Here is a 20,513-nt window from a genome sequence, read left to right as displayed (position 1 = left end):
ACCAGCCTTGGGGTAGTGCGGCTCGATGACTGCGCACAGCGCCGCCCAAGGGACGATGGACTCCATCGTTTGCAGGAACGCATCGCGCCGGGTGGGTTTGCGGTGCTGGGCGAATCCCGCTTCTTGGTCGGCGGCCAGGGCTAGGGTGTGTTGCTTCATCTTTGTCGCCTTGTGAGGGATGACAATACCAATGCAAGTCACGCGCCAGGTCGGGACTTATTCAGCGTTGCCTTAAGTGATGGCGCAAAGCTTGGACACTCTGGGCATTCCTTTTCGAGAGCCCACCATGTCCAGCTTCTTCCTCGCCCCTGCATTCACCGCCGGTTTGCTGCTCAGCCTGTCGCTGATCGTGGCCATTGGCCCGCAAAACGCCCATGTGCTGCGCATGGGGCTGCGTGGTCAGCATGTGGGGCTGACGGTGGCGGTGAGCATTGCGTCGGACGTGGCGCTGATTGCGCTGGGGGTGCTGGGGCTGTCGCAGCTGGGCGGGTTGCCGCGCTGGGTGCAGGCGGTGATGGTCTGCGGCGGCGTGGTGTTTTTGCTGCTCTACGGCTGGAAGGCCTGGGGCCGGTTTCGTGCCGGGTCGGCGGCGCACCAGGCCGTGGGCGAGCCGGTGGTCACCATGAGCCGCCAGCAGGCGGTGGGCGCGGCGCTGGCGGTGGCGTGGCTGAACCCGCATGCGCTGGTAGAGACGCTGGTGCTGATCGGCACGGCCTCGCTGGCCTGGGGCACGCCGGGCAACACCGTGTTTGGGCTGGGTGCGGCCAGCGGGTCGGTGCTGTGGTTTGTGGGGCTGGGGCTGAGCGCACTGTTCCTGGGGCAACGCCTGCAGTCGCCCGCCCTGTGGCGCGCGCTGGACGGGCTGGTGGCGCTGATGATGTGGGGCACGGCAGGCATGCTGGCCTACGGTTTGTTATAGGGCTCACCCCCAGGCTTCAGTGCTTCGCATCTTTCGCCAACCCCCTTGCAGGGGGCAACACCAGCAGCCTGGCAAAGCTGGTTCTGCGGTGTTTCTGGAGGGCGTGCGTTCTGCCTAGGGGCCGGGCTGCAGCGCTGCCGCATTCACTCCTGTTTTTGATATCAAAAATAGGAGCTGCTTGCGCTGACTGGATAAGCACAGGCAGGCTATTTAATGCCTGAAAAACAGGTAAAAATCTTGATTTAACCCAGATCCGGACTATCCACCAGCGTGGACAGCGGTAAATCCGCCATCTCCTGCAGCAGCAGCGCCAGTTGCTGGCCCGAGGCAGTCACCAGCGCCTGGCCTTTTTCTGCCGTGGCGGCCGCCGCGTTGCCTGCCGCGCCAGCGGGGTTGTAGTCCTGCATTTGCCAGCCTAGCTTGGCGCTTTTGCCGTTGCCCAAAATGGGGTACTTCGCTGCGCGGTCTTGCGAGGTGGATGGGAAATTGCGGGCCTGCTCCATGCGTACGGTGTGGGGGCGCAGGGCCAGCATCATGGAGGTTTCTGTGTCGCCCGCGTGGATGCCGAAGCGGTGCTCTTCGGGGCTGAACAATGCGTTTGCGTCGCCCAGCGGCAGGTTGAACCAGCTGGCGCTGTAGACCAGCAGGTCGTGCTCGGTACGCAGGGTGCGGGCCACGATGTCCATCAGGCTGACCTGGCCGCCGTGTGCATTGAAGATCAGCAGCTTTTTGACCCCGCTGCGGGCCACGCAGGCCCCCAGCTCGGTCCACACCCGGATGAGGGTTTCGCTCGACAAGGTGAGCGTGCCGGGGAAGCGCACATGCTCGGGGCTGAAGCCCACCTGCTGGGTGGGCAGCACCAACACCGAGGCATCCACCGGCAGCAACGGCAGCGCGGCAGCAATCACGCCATCGACCAGGGTGGTGTCCACGCTCAGCGGCAGGTGCGGGCCGTGCTGCTCGGTGGCGGCCACGGGCAGCACGGCCACGGTGCGGGCCGGGTCGAGCTGCGCGAAGTCGCGGGTGGTGAGGTCGGCCCAGAAGCGTGGTGGAGTGTGCATGCCCGGGATTTTAGGAGCGTGCAGCGCATAACATCTTGGGCATGATTTCTTCCCAGTACGTCAGCCACGTGACCCTGCAGCGCGACAAGGTGGATTCGTTCGAGCGCTACCCGTTCAACCTGCCCGCCGTGCGCACGCTGGACCGGCTGGAGATGCACCCCAAGGTGACCTTCCTGGTGGGCGAAAACGGCTCCGGCAAGTCCACCCTGCTGGAGGCCATGGCCGTGTCGCTAGGCTTCAACGCCGAAGGCGGCAGCAAGAATTTTCGGTTTGGCACGCGCCGGTCGCACTCGGAGCTGCACAGTTATCTGCGGATCGCCAAGGGCTTCAAGCGGCCACGGGATGGCTTTTTTCTGCGGGCCGAGAGCTTTTTCAACGTGGCCACCGAGATCGAAAACCTGGACGAAGACCCTACCGCCGGGCCGCCGGTGATCGGGCACTACGGTGGCCGTTCGCTGCACGAGCAATCGCATGGCGAGTCGTTCATGGCGCTGATGAACGAGCGATTCGGCGGTCAGAGCCTGTTTCTGTTGGACGAGCCCGAAGCCGCCCTGTCGCCGCAGCGGCAACTGGCGGCCCTGTCGCGCATGCACGCGCTGGTGCGGCAAGGCTCGCAGTTCATTATCGCCACGCATTCGCCTATCTTGATGTCCTACCCGGATGCCTGCATCTACCACTGCGGGCTGGAAGGCGTGGCCCCCATCGCCTATGAAGACACCGAGCACTTTCGGGTGACGCGGGATTTTTTGCTGGACCGGGAGCGGATGCTGCGGGTAGTGTTGCAACCCTAAGTTAAAAAATACTTTGGCAGAACGCCAACACCCGAGGGTCCATGTCGTGCAGCAAAGCCCACACGGCCACGCCCGCCAGTGACGCACCCGCCACCCGCATGCCCCATTCCTTTCGCTGGGGGCTGCGCCCAGCCTGCAGGCGCAGCCACAGCCAGGGCCCGGCCACCAGGGTGATGCTGCTGCCCAAGGCAAACAAGGCCATACACAGTGCGCCATCCAGCGGGCCGCCGCTGAGCGAGGCGACCAGCAGGGCCGAGTACAGCAGGCCGCAGGGCATCAGCGCCCAGGCGGCCCCGGCCATAAACATCCAAGACCGGCCCGCCAGGCGGGGCCGCAGACTGGCCCACAGGCTGCGGCCCAGGCCATCGACCCACACCGGTTGCCGCGCCAGCACCAGCAGCATGCCGCCCCACACCAACACCGCTACGTGGAGCAGCGTCCACACCGGGCGCAGCGCGGCGGCAGGGGCCGTCAGCCAGGCGAGCGTATTGACGGTGGCGGCGGCCAATGCACCCGCCAGCGTGTAGCCCAGCAAGCGCCCGGCCTGCAACTGCAACATGCCCTGGCGGGCCCCAGCCACCCGTACCACGCCCGTGCAGGCCGCGCCGCACATGCCCGCGCAGTGCGGGCCACCGGCCAGGCCCATGAGCAGGGCGGTCCAGGCCAGGGAGTTCTGCATCGTTATTATTTACCCTCTCGCATGGAGCCAGAACGCACGCCCACCAGAAACACCGCAGAACTGGCTTTGCTAGGCTGCTGGTGTTGCCCCCTGCGTGTCGCATCGGTTTTTACAAACCGATTCGAGGGGGGTTGGAGAAAGATGCGAAGCACTGCAGCCTGGGGGTGTGCTAGATGATCCGGGAGAAGCGGGCGCGGTTCTGGTCGGCTTGCAGGTAGCGGTCGAACACCATGGCCACGGCGCGCACGAAGAACCAGCCGGTGGCGGTGACCTGGATGCTGGTGGCATCCACCGTGGCCATTCCCGCCTGCACCAGGGGCTGCAGGGCCTGCAGCTCGGCGGCAAACATGGTTTTGAAGTCCACCAGGTAGGCCAGTTCGATGGACTCAAACTGCACCATGCCCTGGCACATGATGGCCATGATGGTGGCGCGGCGTACCAGGTCGTCGCGGCCCAGGGCCAGGCCGCGCACCACGGGCAACTGGCCCTGGTCGATCATGTCGCAGTAGGCCTCCAGGGTCTTGGCGTTCTGGCTGTAGGTGGGGCCGATGCGGCCAATGGCCGACACGCCCAGGCCGATCAGGTCGCAGTCGGGCTGGGTGCTGTAGCCCTGGAAGTTGCGGTGCAGCCGCCCCTGGCGCTTGGCCACGGCCAGCGCGTCGTTGGGCAAGGCGAAATGGTCCATGCCCACGTAGACGTAGCCCGCGCCCATGAGCGCGTCCAGCGCCTGCGACAGCATGGCCAGCTTGGCGGCCCCGGTGGGCAGCTCGGCGTTGAGGATGCGGCGCTGCGGCTTGAAGCGCTCGGGCAAATGGGCATAGGCGTACAGGGCGATGCGGTCGGGACGCAGCTGCACCACCTGCTCCAGCGTGCGGGCGAACGAGGTGGGCGTTTGGCGCGGCAGGCCGTAGATCAGGTCGGTGTTGATGGATTCAAAACCCAGGCGACGGGCTTCGGCCACCAGGTCGAACACCTGCTGTGCGGGTTGCACGCGGTGCACGGCCTTTTGCACATCGGCATCGAAGTCCTGCACGCCAAAGCTCAGTCGGTTGAAGCCCAGGGCCGCCAGGGCCGCCAGCCGTCTGGCATCCACGGTGCGCGGATCGACCTCGATGGCGTATTCGCCGCCCGGTGCCAGGCTGAAGTGGCGGCGCAGCAGGGCCATCAGCTGGGCCAACTCGGCATCGCTCAAAAACGTGGGGCTGCCGCCACCCAGGTGCAACTGGCTGACCACCCGGCCCGGGCCGAGTTGGGCGGTGTGCAGCAGCATCTCGCGCTCCAGGTACTGCAGGTAGGCCGTGCCGCGCTCGTGGCGTTTGGTGATGATTTTGTTGCAGGCGCAGTAGTAGCACAGCGATTCGCAAAACGGGATGTGCACGTACAGCGACAGCGGCAGGGCGGTGGCGGTGTCCCGGCGCAGGCGCAGGGCACGGGCGTAGTCCTCGCCGCTGAAGGCTTCCACGAAGCGGTCGGCGGTGGGGTAGGAGGTGTAGCGCGGCCCCGGTACGTCAAAACGCTGCAGAAGTTCGGTGGAGACACGGGTCATAAAAAGCGCTTTGGTTGCATCTGTGCAATGTGCCGCGAAGAACCCCTACCTTCCTTGACCTGGATCAAGACCCTTGCAGATCGTTGTGTCGAAAATAGTCCCATACAAAAAGTCCATACTATGTGCATGACCCCTATCGCCATCAAAGTTGCCTGCTCGAACTGCAATCTGCGGGAGCTGTGCATGCCGCTGGGCCTGAACCAGGAGGAGTTGAACCGCATCGACGACCTGGTGGCGGTGCGCCGCAAGGTCAAACGCGGGACCACGTTGTTCCGTAATGGCGAGGCGTTTACCGCGCTGTACGCCATCCGCACCGGGTTTTTCAAAACCTCCATCACCACCGAAGACGGGCGCGACCAGGTCACGGGTTTCCAGATGGCGGGCGAGATCATCGGGCTGGACGGCATCGTCAACGACCAGCACACCTGCGACGCGGTGGCGCTAGAAGATGCCGAGGTCTGCGAGATGCCGTTTGACCGCATCGAAGAGCTGTCGCGCGAGGTCAACGCCTTGCAGCGCCATGTGCACAAGATCATGAGCCGCGAAATCGTGCGCGAGCACGGCGTGATGCTGCTGCTGGGCAGCATGCGGGCCGAGGAGCGGCTGGCGGCCTTTTTGCTGAACCTGGTGCAGCGCCTGCATGCGCGCGGCTTTTCGCCGCTGGAACTGGTGCTGCGCATGACGCGCGAAGAAATCGGCAGCTACCTGGGGCTGAAGCTGGAGACGGTGAGCCGCACCTTCAGCAAGTTTGCCGAGGACGGGATGGTGGAGGTCAAACAGCGCCATATCCGCATCCTGGACACCGAGGCTTTGAAGCGCATTGTCAATCTTCAACCCTGTCTATAGACGCACGGCCACCCGGCTGGCCCACCAGCAGCGTCAGGCTGCTGACCAGCGCCGCCACCGCCCAGAACGCAAAAAATGCCAGGCTGTACACGCCTTGGCGCGACAGATCTAGTGGCTGGCCAAGCCAGTGCAGCGCCAGCGGATCGACCACGGCAAACACCAGGCCTTCTAGCAAGCAAGCCCCCAAAAAGCCCGACCACAGCACACTGGTGATGCGTTGCACTGCCATGCTGCCCGCCTACTTCTGCCGCACCGCGCCGGGGGGCGTGGCGGCGTGGTTGCGGCCCAGCTCGGCTGGGGCCAGCGAGCCCTGCAAGGCCAGAGTTTTGTTGATCTCCAGGCCCTGGCGGTAGTAGTCTTGTGCCAGCACCGGGTCTTGCCGGGTGAAGGCCAGCCAGGCGGTGACCAGCGCGGCCACCACCACGATCAGCGGGCCGGAGATGACCAGCCACACGTGGCCGTATTTCCACCAGGGTTGCGAAGTTTTTTCAGACATGGCTTATCTCCTTATCTAGGGACAATGAACGTGGACTTCTCGGATACGCGGTCTTTGCCATCGGCACTGGCGATGTCGAACACCACTGGGTGCGAACCCGGCGTGGCCGAGCCATAGGGGATGTGCAGGCGCACCGCCACCCAGCGCGACTGCACGGCACCCACCTCCACCTCGGTCTCGGATGCCAGCACCAGCCCGTCCAGCCCGTGGGCCGAGAGGGTGTAGCGCTGGGGCGACTCGGTGGCGTTCATCACCTGCAGGCGGTAGACGTTCTCCAGCTGGCCCCCGGCCACAATGCGTGACAAGGCGGCGCGGTCGCGCACCACATCTACTTTCAGCGGCGTGCGCATCGCCAGGCTCACCCCCAGGCATAGGATCAGGGTCCACAGCAGCACGGTGTAGATCAGTACCCGGGGCCGCAGCACCCGGCGCAGCATCTGGCGGGCTGTCCAGCCCCCAGTAATGCCATTCTGGGTGGCAAAGCGGATCAGGCCCGGGGCATAGCCCATTTTGTCCATCACCCCGTCGCACACGTCCACGCAGGCGGCACAGTTGATGCACTCGTACTGCAGGCCCTGGCGGATGTCGATACCGGTGGGGCAGACCTGCACGCACAGGGTGCAGTCCACACACGATCCCAGGCCCAGCGTTACCGGGTCGGCCTTGCGCGAGCGGGCACCGCGCGGCTCGCCCCGGTTTGTGTCGTAGCTGACGATGAGCGTGTCCTTGTCGAACATGGCGCTCTGGAAGCGGGCGTAGGGGCACATGTACTTGCACACCTGCTCGCGCATGAAGCCCGCATTGCCGTAGGTGGCCGCGCTGTAAAACAGGGCCCAAAAGACCTCCCACGAGCCAAAGTTGAGGTGCAGCGACTCCTGCAGCAGCTCCTGGGTGGGCGTGAAGTACGACACAAAGGTAAAGCCTGTCCACAGCGACAGCAGCATCCACACCGCGTGCTTGGCCCACTTTTTGCCGATCTTGTGGGCCGACAGGGGGGCGCCGTCCAGGCGCATGCGGGCACCCCGGTCGCCCTCGATGCGGCGCTCTATCCACATGAAAATCTCGCTGTACACCGTCTGCGGGCAGGTAAAGCCGCACCACAGCCGCCCGGCTACGGCGGTGAATAAAAACAGCGACAGGGCCGACACCACCAGCAGGCCCGTCAGGTAGATGAAATCCTGCGGGTACAGCACCAGGCCAAACAGGTAAAACCGCCGTGCCGCCAGGTCTAGCAGCACCGCCTGGCGCTCGCCGTACTGCAGCCACGGCAGGCCGTAAAACACCAGTTGGGTCAGGAACACCATGCCCCAGCGCCAGCGGGCAAACAGGCCCTGCACCGAGCGCGGATAGATCTTGGGCTGGGCCGCGTACAGCGACACCAGCTCGCTATCGGCGGGTACGGCGGTGATGGGGATGGTTTTACGCATGGCCTACGGTGTCGGCTTGTTCGACAAACCCCACACGTAACTGGCCAACACATGGATCTGCGCCTCGGTCAACTTGTCGTGCTGGGCGGGCATCTGGTTGATTTTGCCGTTGTTGACCATGGCGATGATGGCCGCCTCGCCCCAGCCATGCAGCCAGATGTCGTCCGACAGATTGGGCGCACCGATGGCCTGGTTGCCCTTGCCGCCCACGCCGTGGCAGGCCGCGCACACCGAGAACTTGGACTTGCCCAGGGCGGCGCGCAGCGAATCGTTCGGGCTGGCCGACAGGCTGAGCACGTAGTTGGCCACGTTCTTCACATCGTCGGGTGTGCCCACGGCGGCGGCCATGGGCGGCATCACGCCGGTACGGCCATGGGTGATGGTTTCCAGGATTTTGTCGGGTGTGCCGCCGTGCAGCCAGTCGCCGTCGGTCAGGTTGGGAAAGCCCTTGCTACCGCGTGCGTCCGAGCCGTGGCACTGAGCACAATTGTTCATGAACAGGCGCTCGCCCACGGCCATCGCTTGGGCGTTACCGGCCAGCTTCTCAGGTGGCAGGGCGGTGAACTGGGCGTACAGCGGCTCCAGCTCGCGGTTGGCCTGTGCCACTTCGGCGTTGTACTCGCCCACCTGGGTCCAGCCCAGCGTGCCCGCATAGCTGCCTAGGCCGGGGTAGGCCACCAGGTAGCCCACGCCAAACAGCACCGTCAGGATGAACAGGCCCACCCACCACAGCGGCAGCGGGTTGTTCATCTCGCGCAGATCATGGTCCCACACATGGCCGGTGGTGTTGTCGCTCTGGAATGGCACCTTTTTGCGGGCCGTGACCCACAGCAGGAGCAGGCAGGCGGCGATGCTGACCGCCGACACCGCACTGATAAAAACCGACCAGAAGTTGCTGGTGAAATCGCTCATACAAATCCTTCCGGGTCAGTCCTGCAAAAAGGGCAACTGCGCTGCGTCGTCAAACTGCGCCTTGTTGTGGCGCGAAAACGCCCACACCATGATCCCGATAAAGGTGATGAAGCTGCAAACGGTGGCGGCGATGCGCAAGGTGGTGACGTCCATGGGGGGCTTTCAGGTTCAGGGGGCTGGAGCAGGGGGTGCGGGAGGCACGTTCTCGGCGGCTTTGGCCGCCAGCTGGTCGGTCAGGGCCCGGCCCAGCACCTGCAGATAGGCGATGAGCGCGTCCTGCTCGGTCTTGTCCTTCACCGCAGCCGCACCACCGGCAATTTCGGCGTCGGTGTAGGGCACACCTACGGTGCGCAGGGCTCGCATGCGCGGTGCCACCTCGGTGGGGTCCACCAGGGCGGTTTCCAGCCAGGCGTAGCTGGGCATGTTGGACTCGGGCACTACGTCGCGCGGGTTGTGCAGATGGATGCGGTGCCATTCGTCGCTGTACTTGCCGCCCACACGCTGCAGGTCGGGCCCGGTGCGCTTGCTGCCCCACTGGAACGGGTGGTCGTAGACAAATTCACCAGCGACCGAGTAGTGGCCGTAGCGCAGCGTCTCGGCGCGGAACGGGCGGATCATCTGCGAATGGCAGCCGTAGCATCCCTCGCGCAGGTACACGTCGCGCCCCATCAGTTGCAGCGGGCTGTAGGGCTTGAGGCCGGTGACCGGCGCGGTGGTGGACTTCTGGAAGAACAGCGGCACGATCTCCACCAGCCCGCCCACGGCGACTACCAGCAGGATCAGCACGATCATCAAAAAGTTGTTGGTCTCGATCTTTTCGTGCGAGAAAAACGCAATGGGTTTCTTTTTGTCAGCCATGGGGTTCTTTCAGGCGTGGGCCATTTGAAAAGTGGGCACAGGCACCAGCACTGAACGACCCCGGGTGACCGTCATCCACACGTTCCAGGCCATCACCAGCATGCCGCTGAAGTACAGCAAGCCGCCCATCACGCGCACCACATAAAACGGATAGGTGGCCTTGACGCTTTCCACAAAGGTGTAGGTCAGTGTGCCGTCGGTGTTCACCGCGCCCCACATCAGGCCCTGCATCACACCGGCAATCCACATGGCGGCGATGTAGAGCACAACGCCGACGGTAGCCATCCAGAAGTGCAGCTCGATGGCGGGCACGCTGTGCATTTTCTTACCGCCAAACATGCGCGGAATCAGGTGGTAGAGCGATCCCATGGACACCAGGCCCACCCAGCCCAAAGCGCCGGAATGCACGTGGCCAATGGTCCAGTCGGTGTAGTGGCTGAGCGCGTTGACAGTCTTGATGGCCATCATCGGGCCCTCGAAGGTGCTCATGCCGTAGAAGGACAAGGAAACGATGAGGAAGCGCAGGATCGGGTCGTCGCGCAGCTTGTGCCAGGCACCTGAGAGCGTCATCACGCCGTTGATCATGCCGCCCCAGCTGGGGGCCAGCAAAATCAGCGAAAACACCATACCCAGCGACTGCGTCCAGTCGGGCAGCGCGGTGTAGTGCAGGTGGTGCGGACCGGCCCACATATAGGTGAAGATCAGCGCCCAGAAGTGGACGATGGACAGGCGGTACGAGTACACCGGCCGCTCGGCCTGCTTGGGGATGAAGTAGTACATCATTCCCAAAAATCCGGCGGTTAAAAAGAAGCCCACGGCGTTGTGGCCGTACCACCACTCGACCATCGCGTCCTGCACCCCGGCATAGGCCGAGTAAGACTTCATCCAGCCCGCAGGCACCTCAGCGCTGTTCACCACGTGCAGCAAGGCCACGGCGATGATGAAGGCCCCGTAGAACCAATTAGCCACGTAGATATGTTTCACGCGTCGGCGACCGATCGTGCCAAAGAACACGATGGCATACGACACCCACACCAGTGTGATCAGAATGTCGATGGGCCATTCCAGCTCGGCGTATTCCTTGCCGGTGGTGTAGCCCATGGGCAGGCTGATGGCGGCGGCCACAATTACCGCCTGCCAGCCCCAAAACACGAACGAGGCCAGGCGCGGGCAGAACAGACGGACCTGGCAGGTGCGCTGCACTACAAAGAAGCTGGTGGCCATCAGCGCGCAGCCGCCAAACGCAAAAATCACCGCATTGGTGTGCAGGGGCCGCAGCCGCCCGTAGCTGAGCCAGGGGATACCAAAGTTCAGCTCCGGCCAGGCCAGTTGCGAGGCAATGACCACCCCCACCAGCATGCCCACCACGCCCCATACCACGGCCATCAGGGAGAACTGCCGCACCACCGTGTCGCTGTAGACCTCGGGGGGATCGGTTTGGGTATGTATATAAGCCATGGTCACCTCGGTTGTGTTCATGGCAGTGTCGAAGCGATGGCCGCTGCGCACCTTGATGCAGGTCAATCGTTGTGCAAAATGCGCTCGCCTTCTTGCTCGACAGATTCAAACTGGCCCTGAAAAACGGCCCACCACAGGCCGCCCAGGATCAGCAGCACCAAGACAACCGACAGGGGGATCAGCAGGTACAGGATGTCCATCTACAGGCTCCTAAACAATTGCTATATTTTTCGCAGCTGCTTGCGCAGGCAGAACATGCGCTAGAGGCATATTTCATATAAATTCAACCCCGTGACAATCTGGCGGCGTTCAGCACCACCAGCAAAGAACTCAGCGCCATGCCCAGCCCGGCCAGCCACGCGGGCAGCCAACCGGCCAGCGCCAGCGGCACGCACACCGCGTTGTAGGTGGCAGCCCAGGCCAGGTTTTGCCGCACCACCCGCAGCGTGCGCCGGGCCATGAGCAGCGTCTGCGGCACCCGGCCCAGCGCATCGCCGGTAACGACCAGATCCGCCTGCCGCTGCGCCAGCGGCACGGCCTGGCCGAAGGCGAAGGACACGTGGGCGGCGGCCAACACCGGGCCGTCGTTCAGGCCATCGCCCACCATCGCCACATGGCGGCCCTGGCGTTGCAAGGCCTGCAGGTGCAGCAGCTTGTCCTGGGGCGTGCAGCCGCCGCGCGCTACGGTGATACCGACCTGGGCAGCCACCCGCAATGCGGCGCTGGCCTGGTCGCCCGATAGCAACTCCACCTGCACGCCAGCGGCCTGCAGCGCCTGGATGGCCTGTAGCGCGTCGGGCCGCACGTCCTCGGATAGGTCAAAGGTGGCCAACCAGCCCAACCCGTCGCCCAGGTAGACCTGCCGCACCGTCTCGTCCACCTCGAAGCCAGCGGGCACGCTGCACCATGTGGCAGACCCCAAAACCACACGCCCCAAGGCATCCCTCCCGCGCATGCCTTGGCCCACCACTTCTTCCACCTGGCGCAGTTGCTCCGGCACCACCTCATGGGCCTGGGCGGCGGCCACGATGGCGCGCGATGCCGGGTGCAGCGACTGTCCGGCCAGCCCGGCGGCCAGCCCCAGCGCCACGGCGGGCGGCATGCTGCCCCGGGTGCGGATGGCGACTACCGCCATCCCGCCTTGGGTCAGCGTGCCGGTCTTGTCGAACACCACGGTGTCCACCTGCGCCAGGTTCTCCAGTGCCTGCAGGCGGCGCACCAGCACGCCCGATTGGGCCAAGCGGCCCGCCGCGGCCAACAGCGCCGCCGGGGTGGCCAGCGACAGTGCGCACGGGCAGGTCACCACCAGCACCGCCACCACCACCATCAGCGCATGGCCGGGGCCAGACGGCCACCACAGCACGCCCGCCAGCGCCGCCGCCAGCAGCACGCCCAGCAAAAAGGGCCGCGCCACCCGGTCGGCCAACCTTGCCAGCCGGGGCTTCTGGCTGGCGGCCTGGGCCATGAGCGCCACGATCTGAGCAAAGCGTGTGCTGTCGCCCAGGCGGTCCACATGTAGCTCCACCGGTGCCGTGAGGTTGTAGCTCCCGGCCAGCACCGGCTCGCCCACCGCGCGGCCCAGCGGGGTAGATTCGCCGGTCAGCAGCGCCTCGTCCACCTGGGTGCGGCCTTGCAGCACGGTGCCGTCGGCGGGGAAGGCCTCGCCCGGCAGCACACGCAGGTGGTCACCTACCTGCAAGCGCCGCACGGCCACGCGCACGAATGCTTTGCCATTCCAGCGTTCCACGCTATTGGGCAGGCGGCTGATCAGCACCTCCAAAGCGCCGGCAGTGCGGTCGCGCAGGCGCAGCTCCAGCCAGCGGCCGGTGAGCAAAAAGAACACGAACATGGTCAGTGAATCGAAGTAGACCTCGTGGCCCAGCACGCCCTGCGGGTCGAAGGTGGCCGCGCTGCTGACGGCAAAGGTCACCGCCATCCCCAGGGCGGCGGGCAGGTCCATGCTGACGCGGCGCTGGCGTATGTCGCGCCAGGCGTTGGCAAAGAACGGTCCGCAGGAAAACACCAGCACCGGCAGCGTCAGCACCCACGAGGCCCAGCGCATCAGCTGCGCCATGTCGTCGGTCATTTCGCCCGGCCCGGCCACGTAGGCGGGCAGGGCGTACATCATTACCTGCAGCATGCAAAAGCCCGCCACCAGCCAGCGCCACAGGGCCCGGCGCTGCTCTGCCTGGCGGCGCGCGCGCTCGGGGGCATCCAACGCGGGAATGGCGTGGTACCCCGCACGCTTCACCGCCGCCAGCCAAGCCGAGGGCTGGGTGTGCGCCGCCGACCAGACCACCCGCGCCCGGTGCGATGCCGCGCCCACCTCGGCCAGCCGCACGCCCGGCACGGCGCGCAAGGCCTGCTCTACCGACAACGCGCAGGCTGCGCAGTGCATGCCCTCGACCAGCAACTGCGATTCCTGGCAGGCAGGCCATTGCGCCGACGGCTGGGTAAACGCCGCCCACTCCGCCGGGTCGTCCAGCCAGACTGGGGCTATGGGGTGGGGAAGCGAAAGGGTGGCAGACATGGGGCAAGCCTATCGCTGTAGGACAGCGCCGCATTTGACGCAGATCAACGCCAAAGCCTATAAATGGGACTAATCTGACAGGACCAACTCCAGGAGATCACCATGTACACCAGCATTCTTGTCGCCACCGATGGGTCCGAACTGTCCCACAAGGCCGTCACCAGTGGCGTTGACCTGGCTGCGCTCACGGGGGCCAAGTTGGTCATCCTCAAGGTGGTGCCACGCTACGCCCGCACCTATTTTGAAGGCTCCATCCCGGTCAGCATGGACGACTCGGCCCGCATTGAGCAGCAGTGGATTGATGACGGCCAGCTGGTGGTGAATGCCTACAAGGCTGCTGCACTGGACAAGGGGGTGAACGCCGAGGCCGTGGTGGTGCAGTCCGATCTGGTGGCCGAGGGCATCATCTCCGCCGCCACCAAGTACGACGCGGACCTGATCGTCATGGCCTCCCATGGCCGCAAGGGCATCACGCGCCTGCTGCTGGGCAGCGAGACCCAGCACGTGCTGACGCATTCGCACACGCCGGTGCTGATTTTGCGCTGAGTTCCACGCAGAAGCTGTTAGAGCGGTTTAGCCCGCTGGTGCTTACTCTGCTTGCACAAGCTGCTATAAATGCAGGAGCCCACTACCCTTGCGCCCCACCATGCACGCCATCCCTACCGTCCAGATCGACAACGACCGCACCACCGTCACCGAATGGCGGTTTGCGCCCGGGGCCGACACCGGCTTCCACGTGCACGCCATGGACTACATCGTGGTGCCGCTGACCACCGGCGTGCTGCGCCTGGAAGAGCCCGGCGGCGTGCGCGAGGTGCAGCTGACCGCCGGGCTGTCGTACACCCGCCCGGCCGGGGTGGCGCACAACGTCACCAATGCCAACAGCTACGAGTTTGTGTTTGTGGAGATCGAGCTGAAATAATCGGGCCATGCCTTTCATCGTCACTGAACCCTGCATCCAGTGCAAATACACCGACTGCGTGGCCGTGTGCCCGATGGACTGCTTTGTGGCCGGGCCGAACTTTCTGGTGATCGACCCCGACGGCTGCATCGACTGCTCGGTGTGTGTGCCCGAATGCCCGGTCAACGCCATCGTCAACGCCGCTGATGCCACCGAGGCGCAGCGCCCCTACATTGCGCTCAATGCCCGCCTGGCCAAGAGCGGGCACTGGCCGCCCATCCGCCGCGTGCAGCCGCCCTTGCCCGACCACGCCGCATGGCGCGATGTGGCGGCGAAGGTACACCTGCTCGTGCTACCGGATTTACAGGCCGAATAGCCAGCCAGCGCTGACGATGCCTGCATAGGTAGTTATGGTTTTAATAGCATAAAGCCCCGGTTTTAGGTAATGCGTCACAAAGAAACTGTCCCCAAGGCGACCATAATTCCGACAGGCATTTCGCCACGTGCTAGCGGGAGAAAACGATGGACTGGTTTGTCGAAGCTTTGAAGAAATACGCCGTCTTTTCGGGGCGCGCGCAACGCAGCGAATACTGGTATTTCTTTCTGTTTTACGGCCTGATCTCCCTGGTGGTGGGCATCGCCGACGGGCTGGCGGGCTCGTACAACCGGCATGTGGGCATGGGTGTGCTGGGGGGCATTTTCAGCATCGGCATGCTGCTGCCCTCGCTGGGCGTGGCGGTGCGGCGGCTGCACGATGTGGACCGCAGTGGCTGGTGGCTGCTGATCGCGCTGGTCCCCATCGTGGGTGCCCTCGTGCTGCTGGTGTTCAGTGTGCGCGACAGCCAGCCCGGCAGCAACCGGTTTGGGCCCAATCCCAAGGATGCCTTGCCGGGCGAGCGGTTTTCGCTGACCTGAGGCCCCCGCCCACCTAGTGCTGTATGTGCCTCCTCGCTTTCCAGTGGCAGCCCGATGCCCGCGCGCCGCTGACCATCGCCGCCAACCGCGATGAGTTGTATGCCCGGCCCACCACGGCGCTGCAGGTCTGGGCCGACGGCCACACCGTGGCCGGGCAGGATTTGCAGGGCGGCGGCACCTGGATGGGCTTGCACCGGCCCAATGGGCGGCTGGCGGCGCTGACCAATGTGCGCGACCCGGCGGCCATGCGTGCGGATGCGCCGTCGCGCGGCGGTATCGTCACGGCGTTTTTGCACAGCGGCCTGGGTGCGGACGATTTTGCGCAGGAATTGGCCGAGACTTCGGATGCCTTCAATGGCTTCAACCTCTTGCTGTTCGATGGCCAGCTGTTGGTTGCGTTCGAGAGCCGCCAGAAGCGGCACTTCCAGCCTGCACCCGGCGTGTGGGCGGTGTCGAATGCTGACTTCAATACCCCCTGGCCCAAGCTGGTGCGGCTGCGCAGCGGCTTGGTCAGCGCGCTGCATACCCACCAGGCGGCCGCGTCGCCCACCATTGCCCCGGCGCTGGAGGCCACGCTATGGCCGCTGCTGGCCGACACCCGCATGGCCAACGATGCCGAACTGCCCGCCACCGGGGTCAGCCTGGCGCTGGAACGCACCTTGTCTGCCGCCTTCATCTGCACGCCGCACTACGGCACCCGGGCCAGCACCCTGGTCCACCATGCGCGGGACCGGGTGCAGATCATTGAGCGCAGCTTTGGCGCGGGTGGGGTGCTGGAGCCCACCGGCACCGTGCGTTTGGCCTTGGACGGATTTACATAAAAAGAGCCACTGGCGCTTATTCCACCTGCGCTAGTAGCTATTTATTTTGTAGTAAACGGCCGGATTCAGCCGCTGATAGTCACCATTTCATTTCGCCCTTGGCCACCTTGGCGCTGAGCTCCAGCGAGCTCACTTCGCCAGCCGTAGGGAATTCCTTTTTCATGGCCTCGATCAGTTCTGCCGAGTCTTTGGCTTTGGCGGTCTGCTTGTCAAAGGCTTTGATGTAGTCCGCGGTGTACTGGGGGGCGTTCAGCGACGTGGAGGGGCCTTCCAGATAGTGGCCCGGCACGACCACCTGGGGCTTGAGCTTCTGGATCTGGGTCAGCGTGGCCAGCCAGCCGGTGTGGGACGCAGGGGTCTGGGTGTCGGCCATCCACACGTGCAGGTTGTTGGCCAGCGGAATACCGCCTACCACCGCTTTCAGCGACGGAATCCACACAAAGCTGCGGTCGGGTTGCGCATCGCCCTTGATCTCCAGCTTTTTGCCTTCCAGCGTCAGCGTGTGGCCAGCCAGCACTTCGGGCAGCAGGGTGGCGCTGGGCGCGTCGGTCTTGAGGATGGGGCCCCAGTAGGCCAGCTTGCCTGCGGCGCTCTCTTTGATGTGTTGCACGGTGTGCGCGGTGGCCACGATCTTGGCGGCGGGGAAGGCCTTGTGGAGGGTTTCCAGGCCGAAGTAGAAGTCCGGGTCGCCGTGGCTGATATAGATGGTGGTCAGGTTCTTGCCGCTGGCGCGGATTTTCTCCACCACCTGGGCGGCTTGCGAAGCGCCGAACTGCGCGTCGATCAGCACCGCGTCTTTGTCGCCGGTGACCAGCACCGACGAAACGGGGAAGATGGCCTCATGGCCCGGGTTGTAGACATCCAGCTTGAGCGGGCCTGCGGCCAGGGCAGGGGCGGCCAGGGTGGCGGCAGCGATGGCGGTAAGGGCCCAGCGGGCGGCGGTAGAGCGGGTGGTCATGGGGTTTTCCAAACAGAGGTGTGTTGCGATGGATGGAATATTAATTGTGTTTATTGATAAGAAAAACCCTAAAATTCGCCCTAATTTGTTTCTAAAATTGGTCGAATAGTATGGATACTTTGAAGGCGATGCAGGTGTTTGTGGCCGTGGTGGACGCGGGCAGCCAGACGGCTGCCGCCGACACGCTGGGCCTGTCGCGCCCGGTGGTGTCGCGCTATATCGCCGAGCTGGAGGGTTGGACCGGGGCGCGCCTGCTGCACCGCACCACCCGCAAGCTCAGCGTCACCCCGGCGGGCAGCGAAACCCTGCAGCGCTGCCGCGCGGTGCTGGCACTGACGACCGACATGCAGTCGGCGGTGGCGGTGCCCGAGACCATGCCCCAGGGGCTGTTGCGCATCACGGTCAGCACGTCCTTCGGCCAGATGCAATTGGCGGCGGCGTTGGCCGACTTTGTGAAGCGCTATCCGGCCGTGTCGGTGGACTTGGTGCTGCTGGACCGCGCCGTGAACCTGGTGGAGGAGCGCATCGACCTGGCGGTGCGCATCAGCCATGAACTTGACCCGAACCTGACTGCCCGGCGGCTCACGGTGTGCCGTTCCATGGTCTGCGCCGCACCCGACTACCTGCGCGCGCACCCGCCCATCCGGCGCATGGAAGACCTGGGTCTGCACAACTGCCTGACGCACTCGTACTACGGTAAAACGCTGTGGAATTTTGCGCTGGACGGCCAGCCATCGTCGGTGGCGGTGGGCGGCAACCTCAGTGCCAACGAGTCCACCTCGCTGCTGCAAGCCGCCGTGGCCGGTGTGGGCGTGGTTTTGCTGCCCACCTTCATGGCCGCGCCGCTGGTGCAAACGGGGCAACTGGTGGCGCTGTTGCCTGCGGTGCAGCAGCGCGATTTGGGTATCTACGCCGTCTACGCCTCGCGCAAGAACATGTCGGCAGCGCTGCGGGCCATGCTGGACTTTCTGGCTGAGCGTTTCCCGCCCGAGCCGCCGTGGGACCAGCCTGGGGTTTAGCTCAGCGTGTGGCCCGCGGTAGCCCAGGTGGTGCGGGACTGGCTGAACCACAGGCTGGCGCGGTTCAGCGCGGTCATCCAGGTAAAGGGCTCTTTGCCGGGCTGCGCAGGTACCGGGCTGGCTGCGCGGAGGGGGGTGTTGGAAGCGGCGGTAGAGGTGGTGGGAGCCGAAGGGCCTGCCAGGGAGAAGGGGGTAGCGATCATGCGGGCCTCTGCAATGTAATAAAGAGTTAACCCTAGTATGAGGGTTTTCCCTTAATTGCGTTGCAGTGCTGCAATTGGGCCTTGAATCAGCCCCCCGTGTTTTCCGCATAAACGCAAGCTGCTATCAAGTTGATAGTGGCAAGATGCTGCGTCAGTGCTGCACCACGTCGCTGGCACTCTGCGCGTGGCCCTGGGCGCGGCGGGTGATGTCGTCAAAGATGTGGCGGGGCAGCTTCTTCAGCAGCCAGCCCATGGCCAGCGGCACCAGTACCAGGTCGTCCAACAGCCCAGCCACCGGGATGAAGTCGGGGATCAGGTCAATCGGCGACAGCAGGTACAGCACGATGCTGGCCGTGCCCCACTTGAGCCACGGCGGCGACTGCGGGTGCTGCAAGGCGAACCACAGCAGGCGGGCATCGCCCTTGACGACAGACCAGACCAACGAGACACGTTTCCACATATCGGCATCCTTCCAATAACCCCGTGACATCCGGCGAATGTGCCGGGTGGGACCATAACGCCGGACGGGGCTGGGGGATGACGATTTTTTGAAAGCAAATGTCTTAGGGCATGCTCTTAAAGCAGCACGCTGCCGTTGATGCAGGTGACGGACGCGCCACCCACCCACACCTGCCCTTGCGCATCGCGCTCGATGTGCACCCGGCCCGCGCGGTTTAGGCAGGTGCCCTGGCTCACCAGGTACTGCTCGGGCGCATAGCCGTCGGCAATCAGCCACTGGGCCAGGCTGGCGTTCAGGCTGCCGGTCACGGGGTCTTCGAGAACGTCCACGGCCGCAGCGAAGGCGCGCACTTCCATGTGGGGCTCGGGGCTGGCCTCCACCGGCACGCTGCGGCCAAAGGCGCGGGCTTCGCGGCTGGAGCGGGCGATGAGTTGGGGGGCCTCGTCTTGCGGATAGAGCCCGGCCACGCCGACCACCAGGCCAGTGTTCTTCAGCGCCAGGTGGTCAGGGGCCAGTTGCAGCACGGTTTGCGGGCTGTCGAGCAAGATACCCAGCCAGGGCAGGCCGTTGTCCAGCATCTGTGCAGCCACCACGTCGCGCGGCTTCAGGCCCAGCGCGGCGGCCACCTGGGCCAGCACCATGGCGCTGGGTGCGCTGCGTTTCAGCGGCGGGGCGGCGAACAGCAATTTGTCATTTTCTCGGCGGATCGGCACCAGCCCCACCGCGCATTCCTGCACTACCATCCTGGCCGCACGCGGCTGCCCGCCCGCCTGCAGCCAGGCGTGGCAACTGCCCAGGGTGGGGTGGCCGGCAAAGCGCAGCTCGCTTTTCGGGTCGAAGATGCGCACCCGGTAATCCGCCCCCGCCTTCCGGCCTGCGTCGGTGGGCGGCAGCAGAAACGTGGTTTCCGACAAGTGGGTCCAGTTGGCAAAACGCTGCATCTGCGCGTCGCTCAAGCCCGCGCCATCCAGCACCACCGCCAGCGGGTTGCCCTGGTAGGGGGTGGGGGTGAAAACGTCGACTTGCTGGAAAGGGCGGGTGGTTTGCATCACAGGGCTTTGATGGCTTCTGCCAGCGCCTTGATGCCGATGTTGATCTGCTCCACGCTGGCGGTGACGAACGACAGGCGGATGGTGCGCGGGTCGGCGTTGTCGGCGTAGAAGGCGCTGCCGGGCACAAAGGCCACGCCCTGCTCCACCGCCTTGGGCAGCAGGTCTACGGCGTGCACGCCTTCGGGCAGGCGGGCCCACAGGAACATGCCGCCATCGGGGGTGTTCCAGCTTACGCCCGCAGGCATTTCGCGCTGCAGTGCGGCCAGCATGGCATCGCGCTGGGCCTTGTACAGCGTGCGGATGGTGGGCACGTGGCGGGCCAGGAAGTTGTCTTGCATCACCGCCACCACCATGCGCTGGTTGAAGCTGGGGCTGTGCAGGTCGGCGGCCTGCTTGGCTTGCAGCAGCTTCGGGCTAATGGCCTTGGGGGCGATCACATAGCCCAGGCGCAGGCCGGGGGCCAGCACCTTGGAGAACGAGCCCATGTAGATGCAGCCCTCGGGGTTGCTGCCCGTCAGCGGCGCGGGCGGCGGCGTGTCAAACCACAGGTCGCCGTAGGGGTTGTCTTCTACCAGCGGCAGGCCCAGGCGCTCGGCACGCTCGATCAGCGCAGCGCGGCGGGCTTCGGGCATGGTGCGGCCCGTGGGGTTCTGGAAGTTGG

The 20,513-nt window shown here is 64.9% G+C and carries 26 protein-coding genes and 1 pseudogene; 9 read left to right on the top strand and 18 right to left on the bottom strand.

The window, feature by feature from the left end; all coding sequences use genetic code 11:
• Window positions 1-159, bottom strand: a pseudogene (locus Q0T48_RS14800) (IS5/IS1182 family transposase); the annotation flags it as partial.
• Between the two features lie 127 nt (window positions 160-286).
• On the opposite strand from Q0T48_RS14800, the gene Q0T48_RS14795 reads away from it, so the two are divergent.
• Window positions 287-919 carry a LysE family transporter gene (locus Q0T48_RS14795; protein WP_295957504.1) on the top strand — a complete coding sequence of 211 codons (633 nt, stop codon included), beginning with the start codon at window positions 287-289 and terminating at the stop codon, window positions 917-919.
• Between the two features lie 242 nt (window positions 920-1,161).
• On the opposite strand, the gene Q0T48_RS14790 is transcribed toward Q0T48_RS14795, so the two are convergent.
• Entirely contained in the window at window positions 1,162-1,980 is an 819-nt protein-coding gene (locus tag Q0T48_RS14790; RefSeq protein WP_295957502.1) for a creatininase family protein, read from the bottom strand.
• Between the two features lie 41 nt (window positions 1,981-2,021).
• On the opposite strand from Q0T48_RS14790, the gene Q0T48_RS14785 reads away from it, so the two are divergent.
• Complete coding sequence (locus Q0T48_RS14785; protein ID WP_295957501.1) at window positions 2,022-2,771, top strand: AAA family ATPase; 750 nt, start codon at window positions 2,022-2,024, stop codon at window positions 2,769-2,771.
• A 1-nt stretch (window position 2,772) separates the two neighbouring features.
• Here Q0T48_RS14785 and Q0T48_RS14780 read toward each other — a convergent pair whose 3' ends face one another.
• Complete coding sequence (locus tag Q0T48_RS14780; protein WP_295957498.1) at window positions 2,773-3,450, bottom strand: sulfite exporter TauE/SafE family protein; 678 nt, start codon at window positions 3,448-3,450, stop codon at window positions 2,773-2,775.
• Between the two features lie 169 nt (window positions 3,451-3,619).
• On the bottom strand, window positions 3,620-4,996 hold the full coding sequence (hemN, locus tag Q0T48_RS14775) for an oxygen-independent coproporphyrinogen III oxidase (protein ID WP_295957496.1): 1,377 nt from the start codon (window positions 4,994-4,996) through the stop codon (window positions 3,620-3,622).
• Between the two features lie 126 nt (window positions 4,997-5,122).
• Between hemN and fnr the strand changes: the two genes are divergently transcribed.
• Window positions 5,123-5,842, top strand: a complete 720-nt coding sequence (gene fnr, locus Q0T48_RS14770) for a fumarate/nitrate reduction transcriptional regulator Fnr (protein WP_295957494.1) — start codon at window positions 5,123-5,125, stop codon at window positions 5,840-5,842.
• On the opposite strand, the gene Q0T48_RS14765 is transcribed toward fnr, so the two are convergent.
• The 9 genes from Q0T48_RS14765 to Q0T48_RS14725 form a co-directional block, all read right to left on the bottom strand.
• Complete coding sequence (locus Q0T48_RS14765; protein ID WP_295957493.1) at window positions 5,820-6,071, bottom strand: hypothetical protein; 252 nt, start codon at window positions 6,069-6,071, stop codon at window positions 5,820-5,822. The two genes, fnr and Q0T48_RS14765, sit on opposite strands and share 23 nt — an antisense overlap.
• A 9-nt stretch (window positions 6,072-6,080) precedes the next feature.
• Window positions 6,081-6,338, bottom strand: a complete 258-nt coding sequence (locus tag Q0T48_RS14760; protein ID WP_295957491.1) for a FixH family protein — start codon at window positions 6,336-6,338, stop codon at window positions 6,081-6,083.
• An 11-nt stretch (window positions 6,339-6,349) separates the two neighbouring features.
• Window positions 6,350-7,765 (bottom strand): cytochrome c oxidase accessory protein CcoG, encoded by a 1,416-nt coding sequence (ccoG, locus tag Q0T48_RS14755; protein ID WP_295957489.1) that lies wholly within the window; start codon window positions 7,763-7,765, stop codon window positions 6,350-6,352.
• A 3-nt stretch (window positions 7,766-7,768) separates the two neighbouring features.
• Window positions 7,769-8,677, bottom strand: a complete 909-nt coding sequence (ccoP, locus tag Q0T48_RS14750; RefSeq protein ID WP_295957488.1) for a cytochrome-c oxidase, cbb3-type subunit III — start codon at window positions 8,675-8,677, stop codon at window positions 7,769-7,771.
• A gap of 15 nt (window positions 8,678-8,692) precedes the next feature.
• The gene (locus tag Q0T48_RS14745; RefSeq protein WP_295957486.1) at window positions 8,693-8,830 is read right to left on the bottom strand and encodes a CcoQ/FixQ family Cbb3-type cytochrome c oxidase assembly chaperone; all 138 of its coding nucleotides are present in this window, start codon (window positions 8,828-8,830) and stop codon (window positions 8,693-8,695) included.
• Between the two features lie 15 nt (window positions 8,831-8,845).
• Window positions 8,846-9,535 carry a cytochrome-c oxidase, cbb3-type subunit II gene (gene ccoO / locus Q0T48_RS14740; protein WP_295957484.1) on the bottom strand — a complete coding sequence of 230 codons (690 nt, stop codon included), beginning with the start codon at window positions 9,533-9,535 and terminating at the stop codon, window positions 8,846-8,848.
• Between the two features lie 9 nt (window positions 9,536-9,544).
• The gene (gene ccoN / locus Q0T48_RS14735) at window positions 9,545-10,993 is read right to left on the bottom strand and encodes a cytochrome-c oxidase, cbb3-type subunit I (protein ID WP_295957506.1); all 1,449 of its coding nucleotides are present in this window, start codon (window positions 10,991-10,993) and stop codon (window positions 9,545-9,547) included.
• A 62-nt stretch (window positions 10,994-11,055) separates the two neighbouring features.
• Window positions 11,056-11,193 (bottom strand): cbb3-type cytochrome oxidase assembly protein CcoS, encoded by a 138-nt coding sequence (gene ccoS, locus Q0T48_RS14730; RefSeq protein ID WP_295957483.1) that lies wholly within the window; start codon window positions 11,191-11,193, stop codon window positions 11,056-11,058.
• Window positions 11,194-11,276: 83 nt separating this feature from the next.
• On the bottom strand, window positions 11,277-13,523 hold the full coding sequence (locus Q0T48_RS14725; RefSeq protein ID WP_295957481.1) for a cation-translocating P-type ATPase: 2,247 nt from the start codon (window positions 13,521-13,523) through the stop codon (window positions 11,277-11,279).
• 102 nt (window positions 13,524-13,625) lie between these two features.
• On the opposite strand from Q0T48_RS14725, the gene Q0T48_RS14720 reads away from it, so the two are divergent.
• The 5 genes from Q0T48_RS14720 (at window position 13,626) to Q0T48_RS14700 (ending at window position 16,160) form a co-directional block, all read left to right on the top strand.
• On the top strand, window positions 13,626-14,069 hold the full coding sequence (locus Q0T48_RS14720) for a universal stress protein (RefSeq protein ID WP_295957479.1): 444 nt from the start codon (window positions 13,626-13,628) through the stop codon (window positions 14,067-14,069).
• A gap of 100 nt (window positions 14,070-14,169) precedes the next feature.
• The gene (locus Q0T48_RS14715) at window positions 14,170-14,445 is read left to right on the top strand and encodes a cupin domain-containing protein (protein ID WP_295957477.1); all 276 of its coding nucleotides are present in this window, start codon (window positions 14,170-14,172) and stop codon (window positions 14,443-14,445) included.
• 7 nt (window positions 14,446-14,452) lie between these two features.
• Window positions 14,453-14,800: a ferredoxin FdxA gene (gene fdxA, locus Q0T48_RS14710; protein ID WP_295957475.1), complete on the top strand. Its 348-nt coding sequence runs from the start codon at window positions 14,453-14,455 to the stop codon at window positions 14,798-14,800.
• 146 nt (window positions 14,801-14,946) lie between these two features.
• A complete protein-coding gene (locus Q0T48_RS14705) occupies window positions 14,947-15,339 on the top strand; it encodes a DUF805 domain-containing protein (protein ID WP_295957473.1) in 393 nt (130 codons plus the stop codon).
• A gap of 23 nt (window positions 15,340-15,362) precedes the next feature.
• Window positions 15,363-16,160 (top strand): NRDE family protein, encoded by a 798-nt coding sequence (locus Q0T48_RS14700; protein WP_295957472.1) that lies wholly within the window; start codon window positions 15,363-15,365, stop codon window positions 16,158-16,160.
• A 79-nt stretch (window positions 16,161-16,239) separates the two neighbouring features.
• Here Q0T48_RS14700 and Q0T48_RS14695 read toward each other — a convergent pair whose 3' ends face one another.
• Window positions 16,240-17,118, bottom strand: a complete 879-nt coding sequence (locus Q0T48_RS14695; protein WP_295957470.1) for an MBL fold metallo-hydrolase — start codon at window positions 17,116-17,118, stop codon at window positions 16,240-16,242.
• Window positions 17,119-17,228: 110 nt separating this feature from the next.
• On the opposite strand from Q0T48_RS14695, the gene Q0T48_RS14690 reads away from it, so the two are divergent.
• Window positions 17,229-18,137 (top strand): LysR family transcriptional regulator, encoded by a 909-nt coding sequence (locus Q0T48_RS14690; protein ID WP_295957468.1) that lies wholly within the window; start codon window positions 17,229-17,231, stop codon window positions 18,135-18,137.
• On the opposite strand, the gene Q0T48_RS14685 is transcribed toward Q0T48_RS14690, so the two are convergent.
• The 4 genes from Q0T48_RS14685 to Q0T48_RS14670 all read right to left on the bottom strand — a co-directional run.
• Complete coding sequence (locus tag Q0T48_RS14685; RefSeq protein WP_295957466.1) at window positions 18,134-18,340, bottom strand: hypothetical protein; 207 nt, start codon at window positions 18,338-18,340, stop codon at window positions 18,134-18,136. The genes Q0T48_RS14690 and Q0T48_RS14685 overlap by 4 nt on opposite strands.
• Before the next feature lie 151 nt (window positions 18,341-18,491).
• Window positions 18,492-18,800 carry a DUF1232 domain-containing protein gene (locus Q0T48_RS14680; protein WP_295957464.1) on the bottom strand — a complete coding sequence of 103 codons (309 nt, stop codon included), beginning with the start codon at window positions 18,798-18,800 and terminating at the stop codon, window positions 18,492-18,494.
• Window positions 18,801-18,916: 116 nt separating this feature from the next.
• On the bottom strand, window positions 18,917-19,849 hold the full coding sequence (locus Q0T48_RS14675; protein WP_295957463.1) for a PhzF family phenazine biosynthesis protein: 933 nt from the start codon (window positions 19,847-19,849) through the stop codon (window positions 18,917-18,919).
• Window positions 19,849-20,513, bottom strand: a 665-nt coding sequence (locus Q0T48_RS14670) for a PLP-dependent aminotransferase family protein (RefSeq protein ID WP_295957462.1), incomplete at its 5' end; no start/stop codon positions are given. The genes Q0T48_RS14675 and Q0T48_RS14670, both read right to left, overlap by 1 nt.

Origin of the sequence: Rhodoferax sp. (assembly GCF_025354435.1) — a bacterium.
Classification (GTDB): Bacteria; Pseudomonadota; Gammaproteobacteria; order Burkholderiales; family Burkholderiaceae_C; genus Rhodoferax_B.
Note: the sequence above shows the minus strand (reverse complement) of the source record. Positions and strands in the feature narration are given on the sequence as shown.